Source organism: Anabaena sp. CCY 9613 (assembly GCF_963920895.1).
GTDB lineage: Bacteria > Cyanobacteriota > Cyanobacteriia > Cyanobacteriales > Nostocaceae > Cyanocohniella.
Window position 1 is genome coordinate 240697 of sequence record NZ_CAWUDE010000002.1, and the last position, 13809, is coordinate 254505.

The 13809-nt window shown below is 41.2% G+C and carries 7 protein-coding genes and 1 tRNA gene; 2 read left to right on the forward strand and 6 right to left on the reverse strand.

Annotated elements, in window-relative coordinates; translation table 11 throughout:
• Positions 1-16: 16 nt before the first annotated feature.
• Both ubiE and ACM0OT_RS02915 read left to right on the forward strand, forming a co-directional pair.
• Positions 17-709, forward strand: a complete 693-nt coding sequence (gene ubiE / locus ACM0OT_RS02910; RefSeq protein WP_414562569.1) for a bifunctional demethylmenaquinone methyltransferase/2-methoxy-6-polyprenyl-1,4-benzoquinol methylase UbiE — start codon at positions 17-19, stop codon at positions 707-709.
• Between the two features lie 154 nt (positions 710-863).
• Positions 864-2111: a DUF445 domain-containing protein gene (locus tag ACM0OT_RS02915; RefSeq protein ID WP_414562570.1), complete on the forward strand. Its 1248-nt coding sequence runs from the start codon at positions 864-866 to the stop codon at positions 2109-2111.
• 113 nt (positions 2112-2224) lie between these two features.
• Here the strand turns inward: ACM0OT_RS02915 and ACM0OT_RS02920 are convergent.
• The 6 genes from ACM0OT_RS02920 to ACM0OT_RS02945 form a co-directional block, all read right to left on the reverse strand.
• A tRNA-Met gene (locus tag ACM0OT_RS02920) sits at positions 2225-2298 on the reverse strand.
• Positions 2299-2462: 164 nt separating this feature from the next.
• Entirely contained in the window at positions 2463-4991 is a 2529-nt protein-coding gene (locus tag ACM0OT_RS02925; RefSeq protein WP_414562572.1) for a peptidoglycan DD-metalloendopeptidase family protein, read from the reverse strand.
• Between the two features lie 831 nt (positions 4992-5822).
• The gene (locus ACM0OT_RS02930; protein WP_414562574.1) at positions 5823-6284 is read right to left on the reverse strand and encodes a tRNA (cytidine(34)-2'-O)-methyltransferase; all 462 of its coding nucleotides are present in this window, start codon (positions 6282-6284) and stop codon (positions 5823-5825) included.
• Positions 6285-6609: 325 nt separating this feature from the next.
• On the reverse strand, positions 6610-7749 hold the full coding sequence (gshA, locus tag ACM0OT_RS02935) for a glutamate--cysteine ligase (protein WP_414562576.1): 1140 nt from the start codon (positions 7747-7749) through the stop codon (positions 6610-6612).
• A 294-nt stretch (positions 7750-8043) separates the two neighbouring features.
• Positions 8044-9603 (reverse strand): hypothetical protein, encoded by a 1560-nt coding sequence (locus ACM0OT_RS02940; RefSeq protein ID WP_414562578.1) that lies wholly within the window; start codon positions 9601-9603, stop codon positions 8044-8046.
• Positions 9566-13783, reverse strand: coding sequence for a DEAD/DEAH box helicase (locus ACM0OT_RS02945; RefSeq protein ID WP_414562579.1), 4218 nt, complete (start codon positions 13781-13783; stop codon positions 9566-9568). Before ACM0OT_RS02945 ends, ACM0OT_RS02940 begins: the two co-directional genes overlap by 38 nt.
• Positions 13784-13809 lie beyond the last annotated feature (26 nt).

Here is a 13809-nt window from a genome sequence, read left to right on the forward strand (position 1 = left end):
TCCTTCTAGTTGACAAATGAATCAAGAAATTCGTGATATTTTCAACCGGATTGCTCCAGTTTATGACCAATTAAATAATTTCTTGAGTCTGGGACAACATCGTATATGGAAGGAAATGACAGTCAAATGGAGCGCAGCCAAACCGGGAGATAATTGCATTGATTTATGTTGTGGGAGTGGTGATTTAGCTTTGCGTTTGGCACGTCGTGTCGGAGCCACAGGACATGTGCATGGTGTGGATTTCTCCCCAAACCTTTTAGCCGCAGCTCAAGAACGCTCCCAAAAGCAATATCCTCAACCTACTGTGTCTTGGATAGAAGCGGACGTACTCAATTTACCCTGCGATGACAACCAATTTGATGCAGCCACGATGGGCTATGGTTTAAGAAACGTTACAGATATTCCCCGTAGCCTGCAAGAATTACATCGCGTCCTCAAGCCTGGTGCTAAAGCGGCAATTTTAGACTTTCATCGTCCCGACAATCAGCAAATTCGCACTTTTCAGCAATGGTATTTGGATAATATAGTCGTACCAATTGCCCAACATATGGGTGTAAAAGAAGAATACGCTTACATCAGTCCCAGCCTAGATCGTTTCCCCACAGGGAAAGAGCAAGTAGAGTTAGCCCGCCAAGTTGGTTTTGCGTCAGTCACACACTATCCCATTGCGAACGGTATGATGGGAGTGCTGGTACTATCTAAATTTTAGATTTGAGATGGAAAATATGAGTTTGAAGGCTGGAAATGGGCAAATGCTCCAATCCCCAATTCAAAATCCAACATCCATCCGGAAAAGTCTTTTAGGAGTGGCTTACCTTCCTAAGAACTTTTGAAAAAATCCCAAATCCCAAATCCAAAATCCTGTGGATTCGTCTTCACTCTGGTTTTATGTATTACCCCCGGTGCTGGGTGGGGTTATTGGCTATTTCACGAATGATATAGCCATCAAAATGTTATTTCGTCCCTACCGAGCAATTTATATTAGTGGGCGAAGAATACCATTCACTCCTGGATTGATTCCTCGCAATCAGGAACGTCTGGCTAAGAATATTTCCAACACAATTATGGGGTCATTGTTGACTCCAGGGGAATTGCAAAATCTGGCGCGGCGCTTGTTACAAACAGAACGTGTACAGTCAGCAATTCTGTGGTTATTGCGAATGGCTGTAGAACAAATCAAGGCAGATAAAAACCAAAAAAGCGCCAAAATTGTGGCGGGAATTTTGCGTGATTTGTTAGGAGAATCATTGCCACGTCTGCTAAAAGTTTTAGCCCGGCGGGAAGATTTTCTCGAAGCACAGATCAATCAAATTTTTGACCAAGTGTTGCTGGAATTGCAACTAACTGACGAACAAGCGACACGTTTGGCTGATTGGCTATTGCAGGTGGTTTTACCACCAGATGTATTACGGCAGATAATTATAGATTTTTTAACTGATCGCACGATTCAAACTATTGATGAAAGCTTTCGGGAAAAAACTAGTGGTACTTATTGGGTAGTAGCAAATTTATTTGGCTTACGGAATACTCTGACGCGGCTGCGAACTTTTTGCTTGGACGAAAAAGATGCTACCAATGGGCGTTTAAAGGAATTAGTCGAAGTCTTACAGATGCGCGATCGCCTGAAGCGAGTACTGGTAAATTTATCACTCCAAAATTTGCCCGTGGGTACAGTCAGACAACTCCGCAAAACTACACGCGAAAGTGTCCGTCATTATATCCAAACGAGTGGTGGCGATTTACTCCAAGGATTAACAGATTCCGTGAACTGGGACAATATTGCTACACTCTTACTGAATCGTTTGAGTTCTTCACCTGTAGTTAGTTCTTCCCTGGAAGTGGTGAGTCAAGAATTAGCCCAAATTTTAGAGCGGTATCTAGAAAAAGATTTAGAAAATATTGTCGCCCAGGTAATCCCGATTTTATCGATAGATCAAGTGATTATTGACCGTGTGAAGTCCACTTCACCTGCTGATTTAGAAAACGCTATTGAGGGAATTGTCAAAAATGAATTGCAGGCAATTGTCACTTTGGGCGGTGTGCTAGGTTTTATCGTCGGCTTATTCCAGGTAGCATTTTTCGTCTTGAGTCAATCTACATTGGCCTTGTAATTCATTACTTGAACTGCCCTGAATCAGCTACTATTCAACCAGCAGAATAGCTAAACATGAAGATACAGGCATATATATTGCTTCTCAAAGGCTAGAGAGATGCTTTAACAAAATGGCTCAGGTCGGATTTGAACCAACGACCCCAGGCTTATGAGTCCCGTGCTCTAACCAACTGAGCTACTGAGCCATGCGTTTTAATCGTTTCCTAGCATAGCATACGAATTTGGTGATGGCTAGTATTTGGCTTGATTAAATTTCAGGTAGTGCTTCTGGCAAGACATAGAAAGCAAAAGAGGGAGTCTAGCCCCCTCAATTAAAAAGACAATTATGTAGTTGACAACAGGTAAAGAATTACAGGCGTTCTGCTGGTAATAAGGCAATGGGGTTAACGGCTCCCTTGCCTGATGCATGGATTTCAAAGTGGGTGTGTGGCCCTGTGCTGAAACCAGTGCTGCCCATTTCGGCAATTTGTTGCCCTTGGGTCACCTCTTGACCTACACGTACTAAGGTGCGGTTATTGTGGGCATAGCGAGTCATACTGCCATCAGCATGGCGAACATCGACAAGGATGCCGTAACCACCTCGGTTCCAACCAGATGTTTCCACCACACCATCAGCGGCTGCGTAAATTGGTGTGCCAACGCCGTTAGCAATGTCAATGCCTCTGTGCATCCTTCCCCAGCGCTGTCCATAGCCGGAAGTCAATACACCCTTAGCAGGCCACATGAAATCTGTAGAAGCGGTTGAAGGGGGTGCTGTGGTCGCATCAATCGGTCTAGGTAAGTATTGGTCTACTGCTGCCAAAGGTGGTAGCTGTTGACGCATTTGTGGAGAAACTGTAGTTCCCCGTAAGTTTCCTAGATTATCAGAGGTAGCAGCACTAGTGGGAGGTGTTGCGACTCTGGTAGGTGATGTATTGGAGGGTTGAGCAGTTCTTTGGTTACGCAAGAACTCTGGATTGACTGGCTCGTTGGAGCGCGTCGCACGCAACTGAGAATTTGCAGGTTGATTACTAACACCAGGTAACATCGGGCTGGGCACAGGAATTGATATTGCTGCACTATTCTGTGATGAAACAGGTTGAGATGCTGCAAAATTCTTCGGTGTCGCCACAGGAATGGGCACAGCAGCATTCTCGTTGACAGTTGCTGCTGGCGCTACTGCATTGCCAGATTGTTGGGTGCGGTATTTTGCCTGTAATCTCTGGAGTTCTGCTTGTAGGCTGTTTATAGGTGCTGGTGCAGCTACATTCTCAGATTGCTGGCTAGGCTGTTTCTGAGGTGATGGCTGGATATCCGCTTGTCGGCTGTTTGGTTGAGTAACGGGAATGGGTATAGAAGCATTCTCGTTTGTAGCCGGTGCAGATGCCACTGCATTGCCAGATTGTTGGGTGCGGTATTTTTCCCGTAATTTCTCAATGTCCGCATGTAAGCTGCGAATACCTTCGTTATCTTGAGTGTTTGCCGCTTGCTCAGCTGCTTGTCTCGACTGCTGAATTTCGGCAAACACTGTCGGTACTGGGGTATCACCACCGATGCCATTAGTGCCAGTACTGGTAGATTCTACTGTTGGTGCGATCGCAGTATTTACCTGTATCTGGTTGTTGGCAGTGACTGGTGTAGGGATATTGACACTGCTGTTATTGGCAAAGACTGGTAATGGTAGCTGTGATGCAGCAATCGGCGGATTGGGATTCAGGTTGTTACTAGAGTAACTAACTACCATCGGCGTACTGCCAGGATTCACGCTAGGGGAGTTAACAACTACTGGTATCTGAGTAGCACTAGGACGATTAGCCCCAGTAGCAGGAATAATCAGTCTTTGGCTGATTTTTAATTGATCCGGATTGCTAAGATTATTTGCCCTGACTAGTTCTGACACTGAAGTATTGTATCTACTAGCGATGGCCGCTAGTGTATCTCCAGGTTTAACTTCGTAGGCTGTAGTCACCGATGATGCCACAATTTGTGGTGTAGCTGGCACAGGTATTGTGACTGCTTGTGGCTGCGGGGCTATTGTTTGTGGTGTTTGCTTTAACCTCGATATGAAACTTTCTGTACTGTCATTGGTCAGGGTTGACGACTCTTCTGCTGCCGTATTGATAACGCTAGGTTGTTGTAGCGTGTTTTCTATGGTTTGCGGCTGCGTCAACGCTATCTCAGCTTTTGATAAATTTTGGGTCTCCTCAGACCGCAACTCCGCCAGACTTTTTCTTAAACGGTTCGATTTTTCTTGTAAGCGATTTAGTGCAAACTCTTGTTGCGCCTTTAGTTGAGCATCAACTTCACCATTGGCAACTGGATTTTCTTGTGCCTGTGTTTCTGGTTGGGCGTTTAGGTATGCGGTTTGGCCATCAGTAATGCTATTGTCACTAGACAGTTCTTTTTCTGTCTCCTCTAGCTTGTTTCCTGTTGGCAATTCCTGCAACACTGGTGATTGTTGCCAGGAAATTTTGTTCGCTGCTGTTTTAGTAGAAAAATTATCTAAAGTGCGAACTGGCACAGACATTCCACCCGCGGCAACTTGCCATTTAGCTTCAAGCCCTGGCAACTGTGAAATTGCTGTAGGTTCCACGATGACAGGATTTTCTGGCACACTGGCTAATGAGACTATGGGAGTCTCCAGCTTTGTGGAAGCAAATTTCACCTCACTATCAGGAGCAGCTGGAATAGTTGAGGCTGCCTTTTGGCTGCCTACAGGTGCTGCTGCTTGGGCTTGATCGCTTTGTCGAGTCACCAAAAGGCTGGTTGCTCCCATTGAGATTGCCAAGCCAATCATGGCGGCTTGAGTCCGCACCCGGCGGTTGACCTTGGGATTAACTACATTTAGGTTTAAGTGTTCCACTGGGGCATCATCACCGCTGGGGGTATTTTTCAGCACAGCCTTTTCTCTTTTTTTCAATGCTCGTTTCAAAGACGACCTCCTATGATCACTAGCGCTTAACTGATCTCGATTTTTTCAGTCGGATACTAGTCAATGATTTAGATCACATCGAACGATAGATCAAGATCACATTCACCAGAGATACTTACGCAAGATTAACTTGCTTCTCTGATTTAGACAAGTTCACACATGGAACGCAAAACTTAAAATTGCTGTGCTTACTTGTCCACTCAACTCCTACACACCCTAGAACGTTTGCTCTTGTTAAGTTATCTTCGCCGATTTTCCTGCACTAGCTGGGACTGGAGAATAATTATATATTTACCAAGTCCAATGTTGCTGTTCAGGAATATGTCGGCTGCGAACTCTGGAAAAGCTATGCCCTTTGCTGTAGATATCTTCAAGGTTTTTCTACCTGATCCGTCTTCTCAAAAGGAGACTTTACGTTGATTATTCCCTAAAAGACAACCGTACAAACTTCCAAGCACTTTTGTCCTCCTGGAAAATACCTATTCAGCCAAAATAGCGCAAATGCTTGAGAAGAAAAGGTTTCACATCTTTTTTACTCCATTTAGGGGCATACCAAATTCACCAAAATCTATCATTTAAATTCGGTATCCTCGCAGATTAGTTATAGAAATTTCTTATATGAACTTACTATATCTAGTGAGTATTGATGGCAAAAAAGACGTATTTTCTGATTTTTTAGTATAAAAGCACACCGTATATTTTTAGATAAATAAAGCCCTCATCTTGCATAAATACTATTATTAGGTTGATAGCACAAACTAAATTAAATAAACATACTTAATTTAGTTTGTGCTTTACTTACAGTAAGTAACCTAGTTGGCGACGGGCTTCAAACAAACTTACTGCCACACTTACCGAAAGATTTAAGCTGCGAACCTGAGGTTCGTCCATAGGAATATAGATAGTAGCATCACAAGTTGAAAGAATTGTGGATGGTAAGCCAGTAGTTTCACTGCCAAAAAGCAACCAATCATCGGCTTTAAATTGAAAACTGGCGTAATTAAAATTGCCCCTGACAGTGAAACCTAAACTTCTACCTCCACGCTCTTGATGTATAGCTTTAAAGGCTTCTAGGGATTCGTGATAGTGCAGTTTAACGTAGGGCCAGTAATCTAAACCAGCTCGTTTGAGGTAGCGATCGCTAATTTCAAAACCCAATGGAGCTACTAAATGTAATTCTGTACCTGTCGCTGCACAAGTACGCGCAATATTACCTGTATTGGGAGGGATTTGCGGATAAACTAAAACGACCTGAGGCATTGTCCGTATATCAGTAAGACGTAATATTTTATACTTTTAAACATAAATAGTCTACCAAAAGATAGAGACAATCTATAGGTTTTGTTAATAATTATCAAACTACACCTATAGATTAGATTTTTAAAACGGAATATAAACACTCTAATAGCTTGATTTCAAAATACTATTGGCTAAAAACTAGTCAATAATATTTGTTTGTAGAGAAAATAATTTTTGGCATTTCCCGAAACATCTACCTTTAGATGTAGTTTTCTGGAAACAAACATGTTTTTTCCCTACTGTTGCTGTTAACTCAGCAATTGGTGATGGATTGACTTGCCAGTCCCTAAGTATTTAGGGTAGAACACAATTTGTTTTCTAATTCGACTTCGCATTCTTGAGTAGCAACGATCGCCTGAGTAATCACACGCTGACAGTCAACACCAACTGCGTGCAGTTGTAACCACTGCTGGGCTTCGTTACCTTCGCGGAGGATTTTATGCAGGGGAGAAAGGAAGCAGCTAAAACCATGTTGTTTAGCGATGGACCAAACTTCTGCATACAGTTCAGCAATCCAGTCTCTGACTAGGATGGTTCTGCCGTCTTGCCAATGGGTGAGTTGGGCATCAAGACTAGCAGTAGCGGCGGCGGCTTCGTTCTTGGCGGTGAGAGAAATGAGTTCTTCGGGGGAGAAGGTACTTTGAGTTAAAGGATCGAGGTCAGGGTTATCGATTAATTGCAATATGCGCGCTTCTAGGAGGGCTGTAATGGCTAATAAGGCAATGGGATCGGTTACCAAGTCACAAATTCGCAATTCTAGGCGATTCAGGTCATGAGGACGGTCATTACCATTGGGTCGGACTGAAGTCCATAAATGCCGCACGTTTTGCATGGTTCCCGCCGCTATCTGTTCTTCCACCCATTGAATATGATGGGCGTGGCTAGCAAATAAGGGGACATGGGCGGGTGTTTGGGGAAACACACCCCAACGGGTAGAGTGATAGCCAGTAGCTTTGCTATCTATGAAGGGAGATGAGGCGCTGAGGGCAAGGAATAAAGGTGCTTCTAAGCGAATCAATCGACAAGCCCGCATCAGTATTTCTGGGTCACTGATGCCGATGTTGATATGAACGCTGGCGGTAACGACTTTTGTGCCGTAAGTATTTTCTATATAGTCGTGATAGGGGTTATCGGGATTGGAGCGAAAGAAGCGATCGCTCCCACCTAAAGATAGGGTACTGCCGGGAATGAGGGTGTAGTTGCCTAAAGTCTGGAGGTATTTTCGCAATGTCCGCCGGGGACGCAGCAAGGCACACAATATATTTTCGTAATTACTCAATGGCGGGGTGATGTATTCTACGTTGCGGCTATCTGGTTCCCGTACAAATCCATCCAAAGATGCAACAATTTTGTCAGAGAGACCCACTATTTCGCCTTGAGGCGTGCCAGTATACATCTCAATCTCAAAGCCTTTTAATAGCACCACTTTCGTTTTCCTCGCCTCTCCTAATCTAAAAATTGTATCTAATTAGACGAATTTTCGCATCCGCGTTTGACTTAACTTAAAGTTAAGAATCAAATAAATCCGGGTTAGAGGGATTGTTGCCCCATGTTATTCTGCTTGAAGATGTCGGGGTTGCTATCAGAGTCAATTAGGGCGATCGTTATATAGTTTATCGTTGGGCGAAAGCTGAAGAAGTTGTTGTTCGAGTTCTTGAATAGCCATGATGGGGTTAAGTGAAGGATAATTGTATTCTACTTTTCAGCCAACCTGTTCGACTCACGTTAAATCAGTTGGTAATTTTGGCGATTTTAAGTTGCGGACTATGATGTTTCGCCACTCCGGGGGAAGTTCTAGCCAGCTGTGGCTTTCTATATACTTTAATGCTGTATCTTCCATTCCCAGGGCACCCCATACGCACAGAGGTTCTATGGCTAGTTGAGAATCACGGTTTTCTACAGCATGATTCCAGAGTTTTTCTGCTTGGCTTTGCAAGCGATGAACCAGAAATTGATATGCTTCCTCGACTTGCTGGGGAGTTGTCATTTGATAAACTGACTCACCTGTTGGAAGAAGTTCCCCACGATAATCAAGGTAGTTATGAAATCCCCAAAGATAAGTTTTTTGATCAACTATGATTTCTTTAATATGAGAATCTCCCAAGTATAAAAGCTGTATACCTGGTAAATTATCAGCAGTTTTGATATTACGAAGTTTTACTGCTATTTCTGATGATATTAATTCCTGTTCTGGCGAAATTCCATAGCCAATGATAATCCAAACGCCACGGTTAGCTAATTTTTGTAGCAAATTCAAAAATTCTGGCTCAACTACAGTCTGATTCAACCAAGGCAAATAAATGAGAATTTGATTTGTGGCTGCATTTAAAATTTCTAAGCAGGTGGTAGCAATTTGTCCATCGCGTAACTGTACAGCATTTTGATTTTGATTAATTTTGGCGAGTCTAGCTGCTATTTCCACATTTTTATGTTTTAAAGCTGATTCGCGTTCAAAATCGATAGTTTCATTTGATGATTTACATAACGCCGACAAAGATATTTTATTTTTAGCTTGCAATGAATCTAGCCATTTGGCAGCAGACTGAATTTGCTTTCCACCTCTAATTTGGATACTGATTTTATCTGCCAATGAGTCGAAAATCACAAATAAAGATATTTTTTTCCAAATTGTTTTCGTGGGAGATACTACTTTACAGGCGGTGACAATTTTCCCTGCTTCTGGTGTATGAAAATCTAAATCTGAAGATTGCATACTTTGTTGGATTTCTGCAACAGAAAAGGAAGCTATGTCGGGAATTTTTTGAGAGATTTTAATAAATTCTGCTAAATCAGGTAATTTTACCAGTACATCGCTTAATGGTTCTAATTGAAAGCTGAGATTTCCGCCTAAAGAATCGGCAATAGCATAAATTTGTACAGATTGTGGCGGCTGGGGTACAGACCCTTTTTCGTAGAAGGAGCGCCCTTCATCTGTGACTGTAATTGGTGATGTTGATGATAGAGTTTGTAACTTTTTTAAATTTGCAGCGGTACTGCGGACAAATATAGGATCAAGTGCCAAGATAGATGCTAATTCATCTTCTGTTAGTGGAGGATCAAATTCCAAACCAGCACGGATGATAAATTCTTCAAGGACGTTAAATTCACGCGGTTCTTTAATGGATATTTCGACAGTTGTTTGATGTAAACTATAGCGAAATTGGCGTGCTGCTAAAACTAATAAATTAGGCTTTTTTATTTCAATTTCTTCTACTACATTTTTAAGTTTATCGTCAATAGGTTTAGCTGAAAAGGCGTGAAATATCAACGAAACCTCCATGACGACTAACAGTATTGGCAACTTCTGAATACATGCTGCCGACTTTACCACCTTGACGGGTGAATAAATCGTGACAACCGACAATTACTAGTAGTTCTTGGGCGCGAGAAAATGCCACATTTACCCGTTCTGGTTTTTTGGCAAATCCCACGTCGCCTTGCTTATTATTACGTACCATACTGACAATGACAACTGGGCGTTCCATACCCTGAAATCTATCTACTGTACCAGTACGAATTTCCAATGAAGGAAAAAATTCAGATTGTAAACGTTCATCAATTTTTCGCAGTTGGGCACCATAAAAAGTAATTACTGCTATTGCTTTTTTGTCTTCCCCATTGGCAACTTTAGCACTCCAAGTTTTCTCAAAGTGTTGACACAAACTTTCTATGACATCAATTTCTTGTATGTTAACAAAGGAAGTACCTTCACGCTGTTCTTGAAATTGATTTTCTAAGGGCATTTTTACCCAAATTAGATGATGTTCTGGTTGAATTATTTCATCTACCAAATTATGGGCGCGTTTAGTATCTGGCTCTAATAATCCACATTTGAGTTTACCATCATAAAATTGATTAATTGCCCCCATAATAAAGGGATGCATTCGATATTGAGTAGTTAGCATTTGTTTAATGCTATTATCAGCAGCTTCAAACTGAATTTTAAATAGTGATTCTTCTAAAAATTGCAATTGGGATTTTGTACTGCCAAGGGATTGGGCAACTTCTTCTACGGTGCTAGTATCAAGCATGGGTGGTAGTTGTCGATGATCACCTACCATGACTAATTTTTTACCTTTTAAAGCTGGGATGAGTAACTCTGGTGGAGTACACTTACTAACTTCATCAATAATGACTACATCAAAGGTTGTAAATTCTTGGGAAAAATTGTAATTTGCGGCTTGTACACAAGTGATACCCACGACGTTAGCATTATCTAAATAAATGCGTCTTAAATCATTGCGATCGCGCTCTGATGGGTTTTTGACTTTTTTGATCCAATCTTCGGTAAAATTTTGATATCTCTGGAGATAAGTTTCTTCTTGAGTAAGTTGGTTTTGCCAAGAATTAAACTGTGTTTGAAGGCTGCGGATAAAGTCCAGATTCAACAAGTCTGGATCTCTATTTTCTGGCTGAAACCTTTCAGGTATGGCTTGCCAAAACGACTGTAACCAATTCCTGGCTAAAATTAAATCATCTGATGCCTGTATCTGGTTTTGTTTCTCTAATTTAGTTAGTTGGGTTTGAATTTTTTTAAGTTGCTTTTTAGCAAGTGTATTTTCTTCTATTAGCTTAGTCAGGTGTTCATCTAGCGATTTTTTGATGATCTCTAATATACTAAAAGGCTCTAGCGATAAAATTAAACTTTCTAAATTACTGCTAGCACCTTGCCAAGTATTTACTTTTGTGACAAATTCTTGTGTCTGTTGCCAAATGTTTGATTGTGTTGTCAGATATTCTGCAACTAAAGCACGTAATTTTTCCGGGACATTTTTTTGTTGGTTAAGTAATTGTAAAATCTCCAGAACGCGCTCAAGTTTTAAATTGGCTGCTGCAATCTGCGCTTGATTGGCGGATGTTTGTTGTTGGTTAATTATCTGACTTTGAACTTCATTTAATTGCTGTTGTAGATACTGAAGCTGGTGTTCAGTTTGACTTTTAATTCTAGCAACGCATTGGCGAGCATTTGTGAGGATTGTTTCTAATAATTCTTGAGTAATCTGTTTTAGGGTAGAGTCAATGTTATCTAATTCCCAGGCTTTACCATACATTTTTTGCATTCTCAGCAAAAAAAATTGGGTATTTTCTACTAGCAGCTTTCGTTGATTGGGGTTAAGTAGCTGATAATTATTGAACTCTTCATATATCTTACGCCATTGGGTGCGATCGCTCGCTGATAACACCATCGGTATTTGACTAAAACTTTGCTCTAAAAAGTAACTAAAGTTATGCTGTTTGCCTTTTCTATCAACAAACCCACCATCGGCTTCATAAGTTAAAGCCTTTTTTAAGGCTTGCCAATCTGGTAGATTAATTTGATATTTTTTGGGAACTAGAGATAATTTTAATTGATTAGCAAACAGCAACAAACCCAGTGGTAATTGTACTGTTTCCTCGGTTAACGGTGTCCCGGATTGCTGGCAGTCTTTGATTATTTGATATAATTCCAAAGGTGCTGTAGATTTCCATTCTTTAACTGCTTCAATCAGATAATCAATTTCTCGTTTACGGTTTTGCCAACCATGAATTGTTTGTTGTAGGCTGTGTTGTTGGGCTAGTAATTGCTGGTCATCTATTTGTGTTTGCTTTAATTTAGTCGCACTTTGTTGAATAACCTCTAGCGCAGCCGTAAGTTCTGACATAGCGATAATTGCATCTTGGGCATAACCAAATGCTGTACTATATTCAGAAATTTCCGTGGTTACTGTTTCACGCAACCAAACTGCTAAACCAAATGCACCATAAGCTGGACGAACTAAGCCTAGTTCACCTGTATACTTAATAGCTTGGCGAACATTGGTTAAGAAAGTTTGGATTAAACTATTATTTTGTGTATATGGCTGGAGTTGTGGTAATACCTCGGCAACTTCCGGAGATTCCCAATTAACATGGGGTGCAGACTTGAGTAAATTATCTAAACCCAAAATCAAAGCTGCAATTTCATCTTTTTTAGCTAAAGTTTCCTGATAAATTGTTTCTTGATGTTTTAAGTTTCCTGCTATTACTTCTTTATTTTTATTAAATTCACTTTGTTGCTGATGAAAGTCTTCTTCGAGTTGTAAATAAGCTGTAAATCTTGGTAATGATGTCAACAATTCGCGGATAATTTGCACGTCTTCTTGGCGTTTTGCCAAACTATTTTCGCAGTCAGCCGCAGTATTTTCTAACCATCTCCCAATAACTTGGTCTTCTAAAAAAGGCTGTCCTTCCTCCCCGACTCTTTCAGCTCGTCCCTTACGTACAGCCCGGATGACTGGGTTGTGAACTAAGCGACTGAGGGCATTATCAACAGCTAAATTGGCTTGAGATGCTATGAGAGTGCGTCCACCCCGCAGGGCGATTTGATAACAAATTTCAGCAATTACAGTAGTTTTTCCAGTACCAGGCGGCCCTTGGATGAGAATTAAATCTTCCGATGCTAATACTTTTTCTACGGCTGCTTTTTGTCCAGCATTGGCAGAAGATAATAATAAATCCTCGGCTTTCAATGTCACAGTTTTGCGATTACGTCTGGCTTGGGAAGCGTCAAATAAGAAGTTACCCAAGTAGGGATTTTGTGTGTATCCTTGCCTTAACTGTTCTAATGCTTCTTTTTTGCGGCGAACCTGTTGAATATCACCGGCTGCATCAAAAAATAAGAATCCCTTCGCTGGTATTTGATAACGTTTGGTAGCGATGTATTCAGCTAATTCTCGTTCTAGTTTTACTTTAATTAAGCAACGTTTAGCGTCAAATTTATCAATTGAACCAAGTTTAGGAATTTTAAAAGTATTGTTTCCTAGAGGTACAGTTTCACAAATTTTTACATCTTCGTTGGTTGATTTTTTAACCCGTTCCCAAAAGTTATTTACCTGCAAATAATTTTCTTCAGAACCATCTAGGGTGGCTGATTTAATATCAATTTCTAAGGTGATTTGCCTGGCATTTGAACCATAATCATAACCGACAAATGCCACACAAAATTGTCGAGCTTTAGCAATGTTTTCCTCAACTTGTAAAAATGCCTTCCAAGCTTTTAGCTGATCTTCTGTAGGGACATGATCTCCACATATGGGCATATCTGTGATATATGCCCATGTTGCTGATGGAATGCCAATACGTTGAGGTAGTAGACGCAAGCGACAGGGTACAGCATAACCATCGGCGCGTCCCCGTGGTAGTTGTAGTAACCGCGTAGATAATATTTTTAAGCCACCATATCCATCTTGTTGAACAGCGGCTTTGAGTCCTAAAGTTTTGCCTTGCTTTTCTAGTTTAGTGGGTAAGGTAAAATCATCTCTATCTGTTGCTATTGTCAATTCCCAAATTTCTTCCGCTGGATGTTTCCCTGGGCCTTGACGACGTACATAGAAAATACAAGGTTGATCACCCAACATATCAAGCATTTCATCATTAGCCGCTGATCCGACACATTTATAACCCCATTTTTCTAAATTAATGTTATTTGGAAAAGTCGGCATTGATAATCTTGAATCTCCTCATGTTG